Raw genomic sequence first — 16,658 nt, 5'->3', positions numbered from 1 at the left:
CCGGCCTCATGCTGCGCGTACTCGCCGTCGACGACGAACAACCCGCCCTGGAGGAACTCCTCTACCTCCTGCGCGCCGACCCCCGCATCCGCAGCGCCGAGGGCGCGGGCGGTGCCACCGAGGCGCTGCGCCGCATCGGCGGCGCCGTGGACGCGGGCCCCGAGGACCCCAACGCCATCGACGTCGTCTTCCTCGACATCCACATGGCGGGCCTCACCGGACTCGACGTCGCCCAGCTGCTGGCGGGGTTTGCCGCTCCGCCGCTCATCGTCTTCGTCACCGCCCACGAGGGCTTCGCCGTGCACGCCTTCGACCTGAAGGCCGTCGACTACGTCCTCAAGCCCGTCCGCCGCGAACGTCTCGCCGAAGCTGTGCGGCGCGTCGCCGAACAGGTCCAGGACCGCTCCGCACCCGTCCACGACATCGCCGCGGACCAGATCCCCGTCGAGCTCGGCGGCGTCATACGCTTCGTCCCCGTGGACGACATCGCCTACGCCGAGGCGCAGGGCGACTACGCCCGGCTGCACACCGCCACCGGCAGCCATCTCGTGCGCATCCCACTGACCACCCTGGAGGAGCGCTGGCGCTCCCGCGGCTTCGTCCGCATCCACCGCCGGCACCTCGTGGCGCTCGGCCGCATCGACGAACTCCGGCTGGACGCGGGCAGCATGAGCGTGCGCATCGGCGACGCCGAGCTGGCCGTCAGCCGCCGCCACACCCGCTCCCTGCGTGACCTCCTGATGCGCCAGACCAGCCGCTGACCTGGACCTGCGCGGCCGGAGACCTTCCCAGCGGGACCGGGCCGCGCCTACACTCCCAGCTCATGTCCGCAGAGCCCACGCCCCGGCGCGAAGTGGTCACGGGGGAGCCTCGGCGGGTCCGTCCGCTGCCCCGATACCGCACCCAGTCGGAGATCGACGAGCAGACCGCCCTCGGCGGTGCCTATGTGCGCTCGCTGATGCGCAGCCAGCTCCGCGCCGCGGTCACCGCCTTCGCCGTGCTCGCCCTCGTCGCGGGGACCCTGCCGCTCGTCTTCGCCGCGCTCAACAGCTCCGCGCTCGTCTGGGCGGTGCTCGGCTTCGCCGCCTACCCGCCGCTCACCCTGACCGCCTGGTGGTACGTCCGCCGGGCCGAACGCAACGAGCGCGACTTCGCCAGGCTCGTGGAAGGCCGCCCCGCACCGTGAGCGAACCCGACCACATGGCGTCGTGGGCGGCGGTCGCTCTCGTCGTCCTCGCCACCGTCCTCGTCGGCGGATTCGGGCTGCGCATCTCCCGTACCACCTCCGACTTCTATGTCGCCTCACGCACCGTGCGGCCCCGCCTCAACGCCGCCGCGATCAGCGGTGAGTACCTCTCCGCCGCCTCCTTCCTCGGCGTCGCGGGTCTGGTCCTCGTACACGGCCCCGACATGCTCTGGTACCCGGTCGGGTACACCGCCGGATATCTCGTGCTCCTGGTGTTCGTCGCCGCGCCGCTGCGCCGCTCGGGGGCCTACACCCTGCCCGACTTCGCCGAAGGGCGGCTCGAATCGCGGCAGGTGCGCCGCCTGGTCAGTGTGTTCGTGGTCGGCGCGGGCTGGCTGTACCTCGTGCCGCAGCTCCAGGGCGCCGGGCTCACCCTGAAGATCCTGACCGGTGCGCCCGGCTGGCTCGGTGATGTCCTCGTCGCCTCCGTCGTGGTGATCGCGGTCGCGGCGGGCGGCATGCGCTCCATCACCTTCGTCCAGGTGTTCCAGTACTGGCTGAAACTCACCGCGCTCCTCGTCCCCGCGGTCTTCCTCGTACTGGCCTGGCGCGGCGACGGACAGCCGCGGGTCTCCTTCGGCGACCAGCTCCCGGTCTTCCGCGCCGACCACCCGCTGTACGCGACCTACGGGCTGATCGTGGCGACATTCCTCGGCACCATGGGGCTGCCCCATGTCGTCGTCCGCTTCTACACCAGCCCCAACGGCCGCGACGCCCGCCGCACCACGGTCGCCGTGCTCGCGCTGGTCGGCGCGTTCTATCTGCTGCCGCCCGTCTACGGTGCGCTGGGCAGGCTGTACGCGCCCGAGCTCCGGCACGGTGGGGACGCGGACGCCGCCGTGCTGCTGCTGCCCGCCCGGGTCATCGGCGGGCTCGGCGGCGATCTGCTCGGCGCCCTGATCGCGGGCGGCGCGTTCGCCGCGTTCCTGTCCACCGCCTCGGGGCTCACCATGGCCGTCGCCGGCGTCATCACCCAGGATGTCCTGCCCTCGCGCGGCGTACGGCACTTCCGGCTGGCCACCGTGCTCGCCATCGCGGTTCCGCTGGGCGGTTCGCTGCTGGTCAGCCGGGTGCCGGTGGCCGACGCGGTGGGCATGGCCTTCGCGGTGTCCGCGTCCTCCTTCTGCCCGCTGCTCGTCCTCGGCATCTGGTGGCGCCGGCTCACCCCGCCCGGAGCGGTGGCCGGTCTGCTGCTCGGGGGCGGCTCGGCGCTGCTGGCGGTCGCCATCACGGTCAGCGGTGCGGTACGGCCGCCGGGCTGGCCGCACGCCCTGCTCGCCTGGCCCGCCGTCTGGTCCGTGCCGGTCGGCTTCCTCGCGATGATCCTGGTCTCGCTCGCCACCCCCGGCCGGATACCCCCGGGCACCAACGCCGCCATGACCCGCTTCCATCTGCCGGAGGCGCTCACCTCAGGGCGGGAGCGATGACCGGGGCGGGTATCGCCGTACTGACCGTGCTGGCGGCGCTGCTGACCGGTGCGGGCTTCCTGCTCGGGCGCCGCACGGCCCGCCCCGTACGCCCCAGTGACGTCGGCACGCCCGTCGAGCACGCCACGTTTGAGACCCTGCACACCGCCTCCCTCGCGGCGCCGCCGCTGCGGGCCGGTCTCACCGAGGAGAGCGCCCGCCGGTCGGCCCGCCGGCTGCGCTCGCTGCTGGGCACCGACGCGCTCTGCCTCACCGACCGCGACCGGGTCCTGGTCTGGGACGGCGCGGGACACCACCACGGCAAGAAGGTGATGGAGCACGTCCGGGGCCTGCTGGACAGCGGCCGCGACACCGCCTTCCACAGCGACTGCGGCGACATCGACTGCCCGCTGCGATGGGCCGTCGCCGTCCCGCTCACCGTCGACCACCGGGTCCTGGGCGCGCTGGTCGCCTACGCGCCGCGCGAGTCGGCGGTGCTGGCCAGGGCCGCGGGAGAGGTGGCGCGCTGGGTCTGCGTCCAGCTGGAACTCGCCGAGCTGGACCGCTCCCGCACCCAGCTCATCGAGGCCGAGATCAAGGCCCTGCGCGCCCAGATCTCCCCGCACTTCATCTTCAACTCACTGGCCGCGATCGCCTCGTTCGTCCGTACCGACCCGGAGCAGGCACGCGAACTGCTGCTGGAGTTCGCCGACTTCACCCGCTACTCGTTCCGCCGCCACGGCGAGTTCACCACCCTCGCCGACGAGCTGCACTCCATCGACCAGTATCTGGCGCTGGTCCGGGCCCGCTTCGGTGAACGCCTGGCGGTCACCCTCCAGGTCGCCCCCGAGGTGCTGCCGGTCGCGCTGCCCTTCCTGTGCCTCCAGCCGCTGGTCGAGAACGCCGTCAAACACGGACTCGAAGGCGCCGTCACGACCAGCCGCATCACCATCAGCGCCCTGGACGCCGGTTCCGAGGCCGAGGTCGTCATCGAGGACGACGGCACCGGCATGGACCCCGGCCGGCTGCGGCAGATCCTGCGCGGCGAGGGCGGCGCGTCCAGCGGCATCGGACTCCTCAACGTCGACGAGCGGCTGCGGCAGGTGTACGGGGACGACTACGGGCTCGTCATCGAGACCGGCGTCGGCGCGGGGATGAGGATCACGCTGCGGCTGCCCAAGTACCGGGCCGGGGTGCACGGTTCATGACCCGGCGCGCGGACGTTCAGCAGAGGTGGACGGCCAGATGTCCGAGCGGCAGCCCGAGCTGCCACGCCGGGGTCCAGACCTGGGCCTCCGTTTCGCCGGACCGGTCCGCCCCGCCGGCCTCGTGGCCCGGCGGTTCCCGGGGCGGCGGTGTGATCGCGTCGAGGTCCGCGGCGAGCACCTCGGTCTCCTCCAGCCACCGCCAGGCGGCCCGCGCGAGTGCCAGATCGGGGTCGCCGGGGGCGGACCGCGCCGCCGCGCCCTCCAGCCGCTCGCAGACCCATCGGCGCCAGGGCGCCCCGCACGCGGTCAGCAGCCGCAGTTCGTCCACCCGCGCCTCCGACAGGGCACCGGCCGCCGCCCCGTCCGAGAGGAAGATCGTCAGCGCGAGCGCGTCGCGCCCCGCGCGGAACTCCAGCGTCGCCGGCTCCATCAGGTCGCCGGTCCTCAGCAGCTCGTCGGCCATGTACTCCGTGGACAGCCAGGCCATCGGGACCGGCAGCCCGCCACCGGCCCCCTCGTCACGTTCCGGACGCATTCCGTCCCGCCTCTCTCCCCGCTCGGCACCGGGCTCCACCGAGCATTGAACCGGGGGCGGGTGCCCCGCGTGGGCAGAAGAGCAGGATCGTCGAGGAGATACGAGGTTGTGATGACCGCCGACCCCGGCGATGACCCGCATGTGCGCCAGTCGCTCGGCGCGTACGTCCTGGACGCCCTGGACGAGGACGAGGCGCGCGCCGTCTCCGGCCACCTCCAGCGCTGCGACGGATGCGCCGCGGTCTATGTGGAGCTGGCGGAGGCCTCGGCCCTGCTCGCGCTGCTCGGTGAGGAGGAGCTGTCCCCGGGGCCGCCCGCCCCGTAACCGGGCAGGCCGCGCGACAGCAGCCGCAGCGCGTAGTACGAGCGGGACTTGACGGTGCCCGGCGGGATGCCGAGCACCTGCGCCGTCTCGCCGACGCTGAGTCCCCGGAAGTAGATCTGCACCAGCACCGCACGGTGCTCGGGGCTGAGGGTGCGCACGGCCTCCCGTACGTCGAGGGCGCGGACCGCCGAGTCCGCCGTGTCCTGCGGTGCCGGGGCACTCTCCAGGACGGCGTCGCTCACCTCGACGGGGCGGGCACCGCGCGACCTGCGGGCGTCGATGGCGAGCCGGCGCCCGACGGTGAAGAGCCACGGGCGCATCGAGTCGAAGGGCGCGTCGAACGCCTCCGGATGCTGCCAGGCACGTACCAGGGTCTCCTGGAGGAGGTCCTCGGCACGCTGCCGGTCGCCGAACGTGAGGCCGAGCAGAAAGTGGAACAGCGCGGGTCCGTGCTCGCGCTGCAACTCCGCGATGGCCCGCTCATCGGTCGTCGTCGTGGTCATCGTGAACGTCCTTTCCCGCGAAGGCCCTGCCGCCTCGCTGCCGCCTGCCGTATACGAACGCATCGGGGGGCTGAGCAACAGGCGGTACGCCGAGGTGTGCGACGAGCGGTCGCACAGTGCGGCGAATGGTGCGGTGAACGGTCGCGGGGCCGCCGTGTGCGAACAGTACGGCCGGTTCAGCTACTTACGCGGCTTTGCTCCTTGAATAAGTTGTATGACTATCTCTTTATTCGGAGGGTCTTGATCATCCGAATATGGAGCCGCGCAGATGACGAAGCGCATCCGAAGGGGCGCGACGGCCGCCGTCGCCGTGCTGCTCGCCGCGGCGGCCGGCTGTACGGGCCCGCAGCCCCCGCCGGCCGGGGAGCGCGGCCAGCGGCCCACCGGTTCCCCGGCCGCCCGGGGTACGGGCGGCGAGGAATCCGGCGGGCCGGGCGCCTTCACGCTGCTGGTCTCCGGCGACGTACTCCCGCATGCCTCCGTCATCGAGCGGGCCGCCGCCGACGCGGGCGGCCGCGGCCACGACTTCGCCCCGATGTTCGAAGGTGTCGCCCCGGTCGTCTCCCGGGCGGATCTGGCCATCTGCCACATGGAGACGGTGTACGGGCCCGCCGGCGGCCCGTTCAGCGGCTACCCGAGCTTCACCTCGCCGCCCGAGGTCGCCACCGCGCTGCGCTCGACCGGATTCGACTCCTGCTCGACCGCCTCCAACCACAGCCTGGACGACGGCCCGGAAGGCATCCGCCGCACCCTGGACGCCCTGGACAGGGCGGGTGTGCGGCACGCCGGATCCGCCCGCACCGCCGCCGAGGCCGCCCGCCCCGTACTGCTGGACGCGGGGCCGGGGAAGCGGGCGGCCAAGGTCGCCCACCTCGCGTACACCTACGGCACCAACGGCATCCCGTTGCCCGCGGACCGGCCCTGGGCGGTCAATCCGACCGACGGGCACAGGATCGTCGCCGAAGCGCGGGCCGCCCGCCGCGCGGGCGCCGACGTGGTCGTCCTGTCGGTGCACTGGGGCACCGAGTGGCAGGACGAACCGGACGAGGAGCAGCTCGCGCTCGCCGAGCGGCTCACCGCGTCCGCGTCGGCCGGCCGTCCCGACCTCGACCTGATCATCGGCACCCACGCCCATGTGCCGCAGGCCTACGAGAAGGTCAACGGCACCTGGGTCGTCTACGGCATGGGCGACCAGATCGCCGGGGCCATGATCAACTACGAGGGTGAGCAGGATCCGCGCGGCAACCAGGGCTCCATGGCGCGCTTCACCTTCGCGCCGCCCGGGAAACCCGGGCAGCGCTGGACGGTGGACAAGGCCGAATTCATCCCCCAGTGGTACGACCCCGAAGCGGGTCGCGTCATCGATCTCAACGCGGCCATCGGCGACGGGAACGACGGTCTGCGCAAGGTCCGTGACCGCATCCGCACGGTGGTGCTGAGCCGGGGAGCGGGTCGGGACGGCCTGGTCATGGGCCGGTAGGCCGCGCGGACGCGGACACCGAGCACGGCAGGGCCGGCCCCTACGGCACCACGGTGACCGGCCAGCGTCCGGCCTTCACCAGCCGCACCGCCACCGACCCGATGAAACGGTGTCCCGCCGACTCCGACGCGCCCACCACCACGGCGTCCGCCCGCAGCTCGTCCGCCGCCGTGACCAGCCCGTTGTAGGGATCGCCGCGGAAGGTGTGGAACTCCCAGCGGACATCCCATATGTCCTTGAGCCGCTCCGTGGCCGCCCGGATCTCGCTGACCAGCCCCTCGGCGACCTCGACGGTGGTGTCCCCGACCGGCGCGCCGAGCGCGGCGCCCGCGGGCATCACCGGCTGGACGTACACGAGGGCGAGCATGGCGTTCTGCCGGCGGGCGAGCCCGGCCGCGTAGGCCGCAGCGCGCATGGAGGAGTCGGACCCGTCGAGACCGGCGACGATCACCTTGGGACCGTCTGTACCACGTTCGAACTGATGGGGGTTCTGGTCTGTCACGGCACAGAGGTTATCGGCTGGTGCGGAGGAAGCTGCTCCGGGTGTCCCCGGCACCGCGGACGGCCCCTCCGGATGCCGCCGGCCTGCTGCGTCGATCGGGTGCAAAACCACCGGCACCCGGTGTCGCACGCCCGCGCGCACGCTCAGGCGTGCGAGCAGTTGGCCATGAGACGTGATCAGACCTCACCTGGGCGCCGCACCGCTCTGAAACTCGCCCTGGGCTTCGGGGCCGCCACCGCCGTGCACCTGATCGCGGCCGATCAGGCCGCCACACCGGTCCGTCCGGCGGGCACACGGGCCACCGCCGCGGCAGGTCCGCCGGCGAAACCGCGGGGGAGACCCTCCGCCTACCGGCTCCAGCCGATGACCGGGAACGCGCCGCCCCGGTTCAGACCGGCGGCGCCGCCGGTACGCACCCGGCCGTTCGAGGCGCTGCCCGCCCTCGGGCACTCCCTGGTGCTCAGCTTCGACGACGGCCCCGACCCCCGGTACACCCCGGACATCCTGGCCACGCTGCGCGAACACGGGGTCCGCGCGATGTTCTTCGTCTGCGGCGAGATGGCCGACGACAACCGGGACCTGCTCCGGGAGATGGCGGCGGACGGCCATGTCGTGGGCAACCACACCTGGACCCACCCGCTGGTCCCGAAACTCTCGCGGCCGGGCATCCGCGACGAGCTGGGCCGCACGAGCGAAGTGATCGAGAGGACGCTCGGCGCCCCGCCGCTCTGGTACCGGGCGCCCTACGGAGCGTGGAACCGCAACTCGTTCGAGATCGGCGCCGAGCTGGGCATGGAGCCGATGGCCTGGACCGTGGACACGCTGGACTGGACGACGCCGGGGACCGGAACCATCGTGCGCCGGGTCCTGGACGGCGCCGCGCCCGGGGTGGTGGTCCTCTCGCACGACGCGGGCGGCGACCGGTCGCAGAGCGTCGCCGCGCTCCGGCGTTATCTGCCCGCGCTGCTCGACGACGGCTACCGGATCACCGTGCCGCACCGCGACTGACGGTGCGTTGCGGGCGGGTGGGCGCCCCACCCGACCCCGGTGGGCGCGGCACGCACTCCCGGCGGGCGCGCTCCCGCGGCCCTCAGCGGGTCTCGACCAGCCGGGCGAAGACGACCACGTTCCCGTCGTACCCGCCCGCCCTGGAGTAGCCGCCGCCGCAGGTGATCACCCGGAGCTCCGCGTGGCCCGTGTCGCCGTACACCCGGGCGCCGGGGAAGTCGTCCTTGGAGAACACCTCCACGCCGTACACCTCGAACACGCCGATCCGGCCGTCGTAGCGGGTCACCTCGACCTGCTTGCCCCTGGCGAGCGAGCCGAGCCCGTAGAACACGGCGGGCCCGGACTTGTTGTCGACATGGCCGACCACGACGGCGGTTCCGCGCTGACCGGGCGCGATCCCGTTCTGGTACCAGCCCGCCAGGTTGGGGTCCTCCGGGGGCGGCGCGGCGATCCAGCCGTTCGCGTCCAGATTCACGTCGATGACGGGTGCGTCGACATCGATGGACGGGATCTGGACCCGGGCGGCGGGGGCGTACGGCAGGGTCTGCACCGGCTCGCCCTCCACGGGCGGACCTGCGGTGTCCTGCCCCTTGTCCAGGGAGGCGGCCGCGGCGGGCTGGGGCGGGCCCGGCGCGATGTCCGCTCCGTTCCGCATGAGTGCGAGGCCGGTGAGCATCACCAGGGCGACAGCGCCCCAGGGCACGCGTCTGGTCCGCTCGGCCCCCGAGTAGTCCCGGCCCATGGTTCTCCCTTCGTTGCGACGAGGGGAACGTTAGGTGCCGTGCGGCGGGGCGGCGATCAGAGAGGGGCGAACGGGTGGCGGCACCGGCCGGCCCACCCGGGCCGTCTGCTCTTCGGAGTAATGAGCGGATAAAAGTTCTGACGGTCTGTGACCTGCGACTCCGTCAGGCCCGGGGGTTTCCGTACGGCGTGTCGGCTCACCGGGGTGGAGCAGTACCGAAGTGCGACGGTCCGGGGAACTGGTGAGGGTTCGTCATGGGACGCGTTTCTCTTCGATCCATCCCGGAGGACAGGACTCCGGGGCGTGCCCCGCTGGAGGTTCACACCATGCGTGCTTCACGCGCTCTCGCGGTCACCGCGACCGCCTTCGCGGCCGTCGGGCTGGCGGCCCCGCTGGCCGCCGCCGGCGGTGCTCCCGGCGACGCTCCGCGCAACATCACTGTCAATCCCTCGTCGGTCCACCAGGGCGCCACGATGCAGGTGACCGCACAGGGCTGCCGCCACGGCGGCAGGGTCTGGTCGAACGCCTTCCCGACGACCGAGCTGTCGGCGGGCCGTACGGGGTACGCCACGGCGCACATCCGGCGCAACGCCACACCCGGGCACTACAACCTGTCCGTGCGGTGCAACAACAACGGGAACAACAACGGGAACAACAACGGGAACAACAACAACGGGAACAACAACAACGAGAACAACAACAACGACAGCAACGACTTCAACGGGAACGGGGGCAACGGAGGCAACGGGGGCGACGGCGGCAACGGCGGCAACGGCGGAAACGGCGCCGTCGCGACGCACCAGTTCACCGTCCTGCCGGGCCGGGGCGCACAGGGCGGCCTGGGCGGTTCCATGGGGCCGAGCTCCGTGGAGATGCAGATCGGCGGCGCTCTGGTGGCCGCGGCGGCCGTCGGAGGCGCCGTCTTCATCGTCCGGCGCCGGCGGTCGAGCGATGCGGCGGTCTAGGGCGTCGAACCTCCCGCCCGGCCCGATACGCCCGTCGCCCCGAGTCCTGGATCAGGACCCGGGGCGACTGCCGTGCGTCCGCGGTGTGCCGCGGGTCAGTGCTGACGGCCGGCGTTGCGCCGCCGCACGAAGTAGACGGCCCCGGCCCCCGCCGCCAGCACCAGCCCCGTACCGGCGGCGATGCTGGTGGCGTCCATCGTGCCGATGCTGCCCCCGAGTCCGCCCGTCACCCCGCCGGGTGGCGCGATGGATGTCGAACTGGCCGTGGGCGCCGTGGTGGGGGTGGCGGTGGCGCCGCTGGTGATGGTCAGGTCGACGCTCCTGCTCGCCCCCGTGGAGCCGCAGACGAAGGTGACCGCGTAGACGGCACCCCGTCTGGCGGCCGCGTCGACCGTGGCGGTGGCCGAGGTGCTGCCGCCGGCGATGACCGTGGTGCCGAACACGCCCGAGGTGACGGTCGTACTGCCCGTGCAGCCCCCGCTGCCGAGGGTGACCGTGCCGCCCGGGGCGACCACCGACGGGGCGACGGTCGGGTTGAACGAGGTGTTCGTGCCGCCCGCCACGGCTTGGGCGGCCGGTATCAGCAGGGTGAGTGCGGTGGCGCCGAGCAGGGCGGCGGGTGCGACACGTATCGCGCGCATGGTGAATCCTCCGGGTCCCCGAGGAGCAGCTGCGGAACGGATTTCCACAAGGAATAGGAAATGCACCTCGATACGCGAAACGCTAGAAGTTGCTCATATCGCCCGCGATCAGAGTCCGGCGAATGGGGCAGCGTTGTCCCCCGGCCGGCGCACCGGCCGGGGGTGGCGGCGGTCAGCCGCCCGCGTGCGGGAACAGGTCGAGGAAGGGGGCGGCGGTGGCCGAGATGCCCCGGCCGAACGGTGAGTCGAAGTCCCAGATGAGGAAGAGCAGGAAGGCGATCAGCACGCTGAAGAGGCCCGCCAGCAGCAGTTCGCGGAACGTTCTGCGGATCTGCAGCGTGAAGATCAGCCCGACCGTCACCAGCGCCCCGGTGATCAGTCCGAACCAGACCACGCCCGGCATGGTGGCTCCGGCGCTCTGCCCCCGGGAACTGCGGGCGTCGTCGGCCGCGGCGACCTGGTCGACCAGTGGCTGATACGCCTGCCCCTCGTGGTCGGTCCTCGGCTCGTACCCGGTGACGTCGGCGCGGATCCGGTCCAGCAGGCGCGTTCCCCGGTCGGTGAGCCTGCCGTGGTCGGACATGGCCTTCCACTCGTCACGGACGACATGGCCGACATAGGCGTCGACATCGGCGCGGATCCGGTCGCGGACCTCGGCCGGATAGACCGATGAACGCGCCCGCACCTCGTGCAGCGCCTGGGCTTCCAGCCGTACCGACTCCTGGGCCGCGCTGCGGCCCTCCCAGACTCCGGCGATGGCGAGGCCGAGCACGATCGCGTACACCACGCCGATCATCATCGTCATGTACTCGATGACGTCGGGTGTCTCGGACGGGTCGTCGTTCTCACCGACGCGGCGGTTGTTGAGGACGGCGATGGTGAGGACGACGGCGCAGGCCGAGGCCATCGCAAGGGTCAGAACAAGCCATTCCGACATGGGTTTCTCCCTCGGTCAGCGGGACGAGCGGGGCCGGAGCACCGCGACGGCGAATACCGCGGGGGCGGTGATCAGCAGGGTCAGGGAGACCAGCGACGGCCCGCTCCCCGGTGCCTTGCGGGCCGCCCTGCGGTAGGTGGGGAGTGTCACGGGCCGGGGGGCCGGGGGCGCCACGCGTGCCGAAGGTGTCGGAGCGGACTGTGGAGAGGGTTTCGGCGGGGGCGGTGGCGTGGGCACCCGCGGCGAAGGCTCCGGCCGCGGTGGTGCGGAGACCGGTGCGGGAGGGGGCGGCGGAGGTGGTGGAGGTGGTGGTGCGGGACGGGTCGGAGGAGGGGGCGGTGGTGGCTCCTTGGTGGGCGGCGGGGGAGGTTCGGGCTTGGCGACCTCCTCGCACCGTGCTCCGCCCGCCACGGCGACCGCGTAATCGCTGTCGCCCTGTCCGATCGAGGCCACCGCACACGCGTCGGCGTACGCGGGCGGCGGTAGGGCTATGAGCCAGATGAGCGCGGCGGCTGCCGTGAGCCGCCCGATGAGTGATCCGTACACGATCCGGAGCATGTTCTGCGCCGAAGCCGGACACGCGAGGAGTGGCAGTGGATTCGCCTGATAGAGGGGACAATTGACGGTTCACGTTTGAGGTGCCGGTGTACGCGCTGCCGAACCGGTCGATCCCTCAGGGCTTTTGGCGCGCGAGGACCCGGAACGGGGGAGATCCCTCGAAGCTCCGTACGGGCGACTGCTCAAGAAGTGAGCGATGCTCACCCCGGGGGCCGGGAAATACGGTGAAAGCTGTCACCGCAGGGTAGGTCTATACCTTTTCCGGTGATGTGAAGCGCGGGGACGCCAACTGCCGGGGCGTCGGCGGAACATGATACGCGGTCCCCGCTCGTGCCTAACTCGGCGGTGCGCCGAAGTGATCCTCGGCATCACCGCGCGCATTCGTCCAAGTCGCCGCCGGGTGCCGGAAAACGGCGCCCGAAGTGCCGGTCCGTCGCTGAATGCGTACAGGCAGCGACGGATCACACCGCACATGCCACTGGTGTGTGACCAATAACGGACCGCTAATTTCCGTTTCCGCTCGCTCTCTTGGCGGTCGATCAGTAGCCTCTGGTCAACACTGACCATGAACATGGCCGGATCGCCGTGGCGACTTGTTGGAGACATCGATGGAGCGTCCCGCCTGGGCACCGCAAGGCATAGACATTTCGGTGCCGAGCGTGTCTCGCATGTACGACTTCTATCTGGGCGGATCGCACAATTTCGAGGTGGACCGGGAAGCGGCGCGCAAGGCCATGGAGTTCATGCCGGGCCTTCCCAAGATCATGCAGGCGAACCGGGCGTTTATGCGCCGGGCCGTGCGCTACGCCACAAGTGTGGGTATCAGCCAGTTCCTGGACATCGGTTCCGGCATACCGACCTTCGGCAATGTCCATGAAGTCGCCCAGGCGGCCGACCCCGAGTCCCGGGTGGCGTACATCGACCACGACCCCGTCGCGGTCGCGCACAGCCAGGAAGTGCTGGAGGGCGACGACCGTACGGTCGTCGCCGCCGCCGACCTGCGCCGCCCCCGGGACATCCTGAACAGCCCCGAGGTGTGCGGACTGCTCGACCTCGGCAGGCCGGTGGCGCTGCTGCTCGTCGCGGTGCTCCACTTCATCGAGGACGCCGACGACCCGTACACGGCGGTCGCCGAACTGCGTGAGGCGCTGGCCCCCGGCAGCCTGATCGTCATGACCCACGCCTCGTACGAGGGGGTCCCGCTGTCCGAGGCGGAGGCGGGCGGCACGGTCGGCGTCTACCGCAACATCCGCAATCCGCTCGTCATGCGTTCGCGCGCCGAGGTCAGCAGGTTCTTCGAGGGGTACGAGATGGTCGAGCCCGGCCTCGTCGCCATGCCTCACTGGCGCCCGGACACCCCCGTGGTGCCGGAGCAGGAGGACCCGTTCGCCTTCTCGGGCTTCGCAGGGGTAGGACGCAAGGCGTGAGCATTCCCGCCCAGGCGTCCGGTGAGCCGGACGCGGAACCGGACGGCCCCGAAGGCCGGCTCCGGAGATTCGCCACGATCTGGAGCCGGGCCATCTTCCCCTCGACGGCCACCTCCATGACCCGACCGGAATTCGAGCAGCATCTCCTGCCGCTGGCACGGGAGCTGAACGGAATCCTGCACGCCCACCCGTTCGAGGCGGCGCCCGCCCAGCGCGTGGGCGCGGCGCTGGTCGAGGCCCACTGCACGGACCCGGACGCCCTCAGCTCCACGCTCGGCGTCGTCGACTCCTATCTCGTCCTGTACTGCGGCGGCAACGGGCCCAGGGAACTGTCCACCGAGGACAGCCGGGCCCGCTGCGCGCGGATGCAGCACGCGATGGCCGGCGGCTTCACCCAGGCGCTGCGTGAGCGGACCCTGTCCGAACAGGAGGCCATCGCCCGCTCGGCGCTGGCCGCCCGCTCCCACGCGGAGCAGGTGCTGCACGCCACGGAGGCGCGCTTCCGGGCGGTCTTCAAGGACGCCGCCATCGGCATCGGCATCGCCGACCTGGACGGCAACGTCCTGGAGGTGAACGACACCCTCACCCGGATGTTCGGCGGCCTGGACCACCATGTCCGCAGCCACAAGCTGAACGAGTGGGTCCACCCCGAGGACTCGCCGCAGGTCTGGAAGTACTACAACGAGCTGGTACGCGGCGAACGCGAGCACTACCGGGTCGAGAAGCCCTACTACCGCAATGACGGAACGGTCCTGTGGACCAATCTGACGGTGTCGCTGCTGCGGGACGCCGAGGGCCGCCCGGAGTACCAGCTCGCCCTGCTGGAGGACACCACGGAGCGAAGGCTCCTCAATCTGCGGCTGCGCTACGAGGCGACCCATGACGCGCTCACCGGCCTGCCCAACCGCACGCTCTTCTTCGAACGGCTGGAGAAGGCCGTCTCCGCGAGGAACGGCGCCCGCTTCGGGCTCTGCTACCTCGACCTGGACGGCTTCAAGGCGATCAACGACAGCCTGGGCCACGCCGCCGGTGACCGGCTGCTGGTCGAGGTCGCCGACCGGCTGCAGAGCTGCGCCACGGCGCCCGGCGAGATGGTGGCCCGGCTCGGCGGCGACGAGTTCGTCGCCCTGACCACCGGACCGGACACCGAGGACGAGGTCGACGAACTCGCCTGCCGCATCCTCGGTGTGCTCGCCACGCCCATCCGGCTGGACGGCCGGGAGCTGACCGTGCGCGGTTCCATCGGCATCGTCGAAGGCCCCTCCGGGGAGCGCAGCGCCGCCGAGGTGCTGCGCAGTGCCGACATCACGATGTACCGGGCCAAGTCGGCCGGCGGCAACCGGTTCGAACTCGCCGACGCGGAGGCCGACGCGCGTGCCATCACCCGGCACGGGCTGACCACCGCGCTGCCCGCGGCGCTGGACCGCGGTGAGTTCTTCATCGAGTACCAGCCGCTCGTACACCTGGGCGACGGCAGTGTGCACGGTGCGGAGGCGCTGGTGCGCTGGTGCCATCCGCAGCACGGGGTGCTCGGCCCGGACCGGTTCATCCCGCTCGCCGAGCACACCGGGCTGATCGTGCCGCTGGGCCGCTGGGTGCTGGAGGAGTCCGTCCGGCAGGCCAACTTCTGGCAGGAACGGCACAGCGACGGCGGCCCGTTGCGGATCAACGTCAATCTCTCGCCGACCCAGCTGCACCACCCGCGGCTGGTCGCCGAGACGGTCGATGTGCTGGAACGTTCCGGTCTGGAACCGGGGGCGCTCTGCCTGGAGGTCACCGAGTCCGCGCTGATCGGCGCCGACGACGATCTGCTCAAGCCGCTGCGGCAGCTGGCGGAGATGGGCGTCGACATAGCGCTCGACGACTTCGGCACCGGATACTCCAACCTGGCCAATCTGCGCAGGCTGCCGGTGAGTGTGCTCAAGCTGGACCGTTCCTTCACCCAGGGCATGCAGCAGCACCCGGCCGACCCCGTCGACCTGAAGATCGTCGAAGGGATCGTGTCGCTGGCGCACAGCCTGGAGCTGGCCGTGACGGTGGAGGGCGTGGAGACCGGGGCCCAGGCCCAGCAGCTGCGTGAGCTGGGCTGCGACACCGCCCAGGGCTGGTACTATGCCCGCCCCGGCGCCCCGGACCGTATTCACAGCCTGCTGCTGGCCGACGCGGTGTGACGGGCCCGCCGGGCGGACCCGCGTCGGCCCGGCGGTCCGGCGGCCCGGCGGTCCGTGAGGGTGTGCTCAGCCGCCGGACGGGCCCGGACCTCCGGCCCGTCCGGCGATCGAGGACAGCAGTACGCGTTGCAGCTCCCGCGCCGCACGCGGCGGTGCCACATCGCTGCGGTGCGCGAGCGCGATCGTGCGGCGCAGCCCGGGTCTGGCCAGCGGCGTGGTGCGCAGATCGTGCCCGGCCCGGTTCGCGACCATGCTGGGCACCACCGCGATGCCCAGCCCCGCCCGGACGAAACCGAGGACCGCGTCCATCTCGCCGCCCTCCACCGTGAACGACGGTTCGAAGCCCTCGGCGCGGCAGGCCGCCACGGTCAGCTCCCGCAGGTCGTAGCCGTGACGGAACATCACCAGGGGCGCGCCCTGGAGATCGGGGATCCGCACCCTGCCGCCCCGCCCCGGGGCGGCCTCCGCCGCGGACGAGACCACGACCAGGTCCTCGTGGAGCAGCTCCACGGTGGTCAGCGCGGGCGAGGCGGCCGGCAGGGGCAGCACGACCAGGGCGAGATCGAGCGCACCGCGCGCCAGCTGCCGTACGAGGTCGTGCGAGCCGCCCTCCTCCAGCAGCAGCCGGACGCCCGGATGCAGATCGTGGAAGGCGCGCAGGACGTCCGGCAGCAGACCCGTGCAGAGGCTGGGGGTCGCCCCGAGCCGGACCCGTCCCCGCCGCAGCTGCACCAGCTCCTGCACCTCGTGCCGGGCGGTGTCCGCGTCCGCGAGGATCCGGCGGGCCAGCGGCAGCAGTGCCTCGCCCGCGTCGGTGAGGGTGATGTTGCCCCGTGCCCGGCTGAACAGTTCGGCGCCCAGCTCGTTCTCCAGCGCCCGGATCTGCTGGGAGAGCGAAGGCTGCGAGACATGCACCGCCTCGGCGGCGCGGGTGAAGTGCCGGGCCTCGGCGACGGCCACGAAATAGGAGAGCTGCTGGAGGTGCATGCACCGACGATAACGCGG

Annotated in this window: 18 protein-coding genes; 10 read left to right on the top strand and 8 right to left on the bottom strand. The window is 71.9% G+C overall.

What is annotated here, in order from left to right; all coding sequences use genetic code 11:
- The first annotated feature begins 8 nt into the window (after nucleotides 1-8).
- The 4 genes from ACIGJO_RS31610 (at nucleotide 9) to ACIGJO_RS31595 (ending at nucleotide 3,860) form a co-directional block, all read left to right on the top strand.
- Nucleotides 9-761, top strand: coding sequence for a LytTR family DNA-binding domain-containing protein (locus tag ACIGJO_RS31610; RefSeq protein WP_266926202.1), 753 nt, complete (start codon nucleotides 9-11; stop codon nucleotides 759-761).
- A gap of 62 nt (nucleotides 762-823) precedes the next feature.
- Nucleotides 824-1,186, top strand: coding sequence for a hypothetical protein (locus ACIGJO_RS31605; RefSeq protein WP_399964068.1), 363 nt, complete (start codon nucleotides 824-826; stop codon nucleotides 1,184-1,186).
- Nucleotides 1,183-2,673 carry a cation acetate symporter gene (locus ACIGJO_RS31600; protein WP_266926205.1) on the top strand — a complete coding sequence of 497 codons (1,491 nt, stop codon included), beginning with the start codon at nucleotides 1,183-1,185 and terminating at the stop codon, nucleotides 2,671-2,673. Before ACIGJO_RS31605 ends, ACIGJO_RS31600 begins: the two co-directional genes overlap by 4 nt.
- On the top strand, nucleotides 2,670-3,860 hold the full coding sequence (locus ACIGJO_RS31595) for a sensor histidine kinase (protein ID WP_399964066.1): 1,191 nt from the start codon (nucleotides 2,670-2,672) through the stop codon (nucleotides 3,858-3,860). The genes ACIGJO_RS31600 and ACIGJO_RS31595 overlap by 4 nt, the downstream gene beginning before the upstream one ends.
- Before the next feature lie 16 nt (nucleotides 3,861-3,876).
- On the opposite strand, the gene ACIGJO_RS31590 is transcribed toward ACIGJO_RS31595, so the two are convergent.
- On the bottom strand, nucleotides 3,877-4,395 hold the full coding sequence (locus ACIGJO_RS31590; RefSeq protein WP_399964064.1) for a hypothetical protein: 519 nt from the start codon (nucleotides 4,393-4,395) through the stop codon (nucleotides 3,877-3,879).
- Nucleotides 4,396-4,506: 111 nt separating this feature from the next.
- Between ACIGJO_RS31590 and ACIGJO_RS31585 the strand changes: the two genes are divergently transcribed.
- The gene (locus ACIGJO_RS31585) at nucleotides 4,507-4,719 is read left to right on the top strand and encodes a zf-HC2 domain-containing protein (RefSeq protein ID WP_399964062.1); all 213 of its coding nucleotides are present in this window, start codon (nucleotides 4,507-4,509) and stop codon (nucleotides 4,717-4,719) included.
- On the opposite strand, the gene ACIGJO_RS31580 is transcribed toward ACIGJO_RS31585, so the two are convergent.
- On the bottom strand, nucleotides 4,638-5,222 hold the full coding sequence (locus tag ACIGJO_RS31580) for a sigma-70 family RNA polymerase sigma factor (RefSeq protein ID WP_399964060.1): 585 nt from the start codon (nucleotides 5,220-5,222) through the stop codon (nucleotides 4,638-4,640). The two genes, ACIGJO_RS31585 and ACIGJO_RS31580, sit on opposite strands and share 82 nt — an antisense overlap.
- A gap of 268 nt (nucleotides 5,223-5,490) precedes the next feature.
- On the opposite strand from ACIGJO_RS31580, the gene ACIGJO_RS31575 reads away from it, so the two are divergent.
- Complete coding sequence (locus ACIGJO_RS31575) at nucleotides 5,491-6,702, top strand: CapA family protein (protein ID WP_399964058.1); 1,212 nt, start codon at nucleotides 5,491-5,493, stop codon at nucleotides 6,700-6,702.
- Nucleotides 6,703-6,742: 40 nt separating this feature from the next.
- Here ACIGJO_RS31575 and ACIGJO_RS31570 read toward each other — a convergent pair whose 3' ends face one another.
- Complete coding sequence (locus ACIGJO_RS31570; RefSeq protein WP_266926216.1) at nucleotides 6,743-7,204, bottom strand: universal stress protein; 462 nt, start codon at nucleotides 7,202-7,204, stop codon at nucleotides 6,743-6,745.
- Nucleotides 7,205-7,369: 165 nt separating this feature from the next.
- Here ACIGJO_RS31570 and ACIGJO_RS31565 point away from each other — a divergent pair, with 165 nt between their 5' ends.
- Entirely contained in the window at nucleotides 7,370-8,212 is an 843-nt protein-coding gene (locus ACIGJO_RS31565) for a polysaccharide deacetylase family protein (RefSeq protein ID WP_399964056.1), read from the top strand.
- 82 nt (nucleotides 8,213-8,294) lie between these two features.
- Here the strand turns inward: ACIGJO_RS31565 and ACIGJO_RS31560 are convergent, their stop codons facing one another.
- Nucleotides 8,295-8,954 carry a class F sortase gene (locus ACIGJO_RS31560; RefSeq protein ID WP_399964054.1) on the bottom strand — a complete coding sequence of 220 codons (660 nt, stop codon included), beginning with the start codon at nucleotides 8,952-8,954 and terminating at the stop codon, nucleotides 8,295-8,297.
- A 326-nt stretch (nucleotides 8,955-9,280) separates the two neighbouring features.
- Here ACIGJO_RS31560 and ACIGJO_RS31555 point away from each other — a divergent pair, with 326 nt between their 5' ends.
- Nucleotides 9,281-9,919, top strand: a complete 639-nt coding sequence (locus ACIGJO_RS31555) for a hypothetical protein (RefSeq protein ID WP_399964052.1) — start codon at nucleotides 9,281-9,283, stop codon at nucleotides 9,917-9,919.
- Nucleotides 9,920-10,014: 95 nt separating this feature from the next.
- Here the strand turns inward: ACIGJO_RS31555 and ACIGJO_RS31550 are convergent, their stop codons facing one another.
- The 3 genes from ACIGJO_RS31550 to ACIGJO_RS31540 all read right to left on the bottom strand — a co-directional run bounded on the left by ACIGJO_RS31550 (nucleotide 10,015) and on the right by ACIGJO_RS31540 (nucleotide 11,647).
- Nucleotides 10,015-10,560, bottom strand: coding sequence for a hypothetical protein (locus ACIGJO_RS31550; RefSeq protein ID WP_399964050.1), 546 nt, complete (start codon nucleotides 10,558-10,560; stop codon nucleotides 10,015-10,017).
- Between the two features lie 172 nt (nucleotides 10,561-10,732).
- Nucleotides 10,733-11,497, bottom strand: a complete 765-nt coding sequence (locus tag ACIGJO_RS31545; RefSeq protein WP_399964048.1) for a hypothetical protein — start codon at nucleotides 11,495-11,497, stop codon at nucleotides 10,733-10,735.
- Between the two features lie 15 nt (nucleotides 11,498-11,512).
- Nucleotides 11,513-11,647 (bottom strand): hypothetical protein, encoded by a 135-nt coding sequence (locus tag ACIGJO_RS31540; RefSeq protein WP_399964046.1) that lies wholly within the window; start codon nucleotides 11,645-11,647, stop codon nucleotides 11,513-11,515.
- 1,016 nt (nucleotides 11,648-12,663) lie between these two features.
- Between ACIGJO_RS31540 and ACIGJO_RS31535 the strand changes: the two genes are divergently transcribed.
- Nucleotides 12,664-13,482: an SAM-dependent methyltransferase gene (locus ACIGJO_RS31535; RefSeq protein WP_399964043.1), complete on the top strand. Its 819-nt coding sequence runs from the start codon at nucleotides 12,664-12,666 to the stop codon at nucleotides 13,480-13,482.
- Nucleotides 13,479-15,653, top strand: coding sequence for a putative bifunctional diguanylate cyclase/phosphodiesterase (locus ACIGJO_RS31530; protein WP_399964041.1), 2,175 nt, complete (start codon nucleotides 13,479-13,481; stop codon nucleotides 15,651-15,653). The genes ACIGJO_RS31535 and ACIGJO_RS31530 overlap by 4 nt, the downstream gene beginning before the upstream one ends.
- A 66-nt stretch (nucleotides 15,654-15,719) precedes the next feature.
- Here the strand turns inward: ACIGJO_RS31530 and ACIGJO_RS31525 are convergent, their stop codons facing one another.
- Nucleotides 15,720-16,640 (bottom strand): LysR family transcriptional regulator, encoded by a 921-nt coding sequence (locus ACIGJO_RS31525; protein WP_399964039.1) that lies wholly within the window; start codon nucleotides 16,638-16,640, stop codon nucleotides 15,720-15,722.
- Between the last annotated feature and the right edge of the window lie 18 nt (nucleotides 16,641-16,658).

Source organism: Streptomyces sp. NPDC079020 (assembly GCF_044542225.1).
GTDB lineage: Bacteria > Actinomycetota > Actinomycetes > Streptomycetales > Streptomycetaceae > Streptomyces.
This window is presented reverse-complemented; position numbering and strand designations above follow the sequence as displayed.

Coding starts and splice junctions, on each gene's coding strand:
- ACIGJO_RS31610 (WP_266926202.1), top strand. CDS start 9: ATGCTGCGCGTACTCGCCGTCGACGACGAACAACCCGCCCTGGAGGAA.
- ACIGJO_RS31575 (WP_399964058.1), top strand. CDS start 5,491: ATGACGAAGCGCATCCGAAGGGGCGCGACGGCCGCCGTCGCCGTGCTG.
- ACIGJO_RS31590 (WP_399964064.1), bottom strand. CDS start 4,395: ATGCGTCCGGAACGTGACGAGGGGGCCGGTGGCGGGCTGCCGGTCCCG.
- ACIGJO_RS31580 (WP_399964060.1), bottom strand. CDS start 5,222: ATGACCACGACGACGACCGATGAGCGGGCCATCGCGGAGTTGCAGCGC.
- ACIGJO_RS31565 (WP_399964056.1), top strand. CDS start 7,370: ATGAGACGTGATCAGACCTCACCTGGGCGCCGCACCGCTCTGAAACTC.
- ACIGJO_RS31605 (WP_399964068.1), top strand. CDS start 824: ATGTCCGCAGAGCCCACGCCCCGGCGCGAAGTGGTCACGGGGGAGCCT.
- ACIGJO_RS31535 (WP_399964043.1), top strand. CDS start 12,664: ATGGAGCGTCCCGCCTGGGCACCGCAAGGCATAGACATTTCGGTGCCG.
- ACIGJO_RS31585 (WP_399964062.1), top strand. CDS start 4,507: ATGACCGCCGACCCCGGCGATGACCCGCATGTGCGCCAGTCGCTCGGC.
- ACIGJO_RS31560 (WP_399964054.1), bottom strand. CDS start 8,954: ATGGGCCGGGACTACTCGGGGGCCGAGCGGACCAGACGCGTGCCCTGG.
- ACIGJO_RS31525 (WP_399964039.1), bottom strand. CDS start 16,640: ATGCACCTCCAGCAGCTCTCCTATTTCGTGGCCGTCGCCGAGGCCCGG.
- ACIGJO_RS31550 (WP_399964050.1), bottom strand. CDS start 10,560: ATGCGCGCGATACGTGTCGCACCCGCCGCCCTGCTCGGCGCCACCGCA.
- ACIGJO_RS31545 (WP_399964048.1), bottom strand. CDS start 11,497: ATGTCGGAATGGCTTGTTCTGACCCTTGCGATGGCCTCGGCCTGCGCC.
- ACIGJO_RS31555 (WP_399964052.1), top strand. CDS start 9,281: ATGCGTGCTTCACGCGCTCTCGCGGTCACCGCGACCGCCTTCGCGGCC.
- ACIGJO_RS31595 (WP_399964066.1), top strand. CDS start 2,670: ATGACCGGGGCGGGTATCGCCGTACTGACCGTGCTGGCGGCGCTGCTG.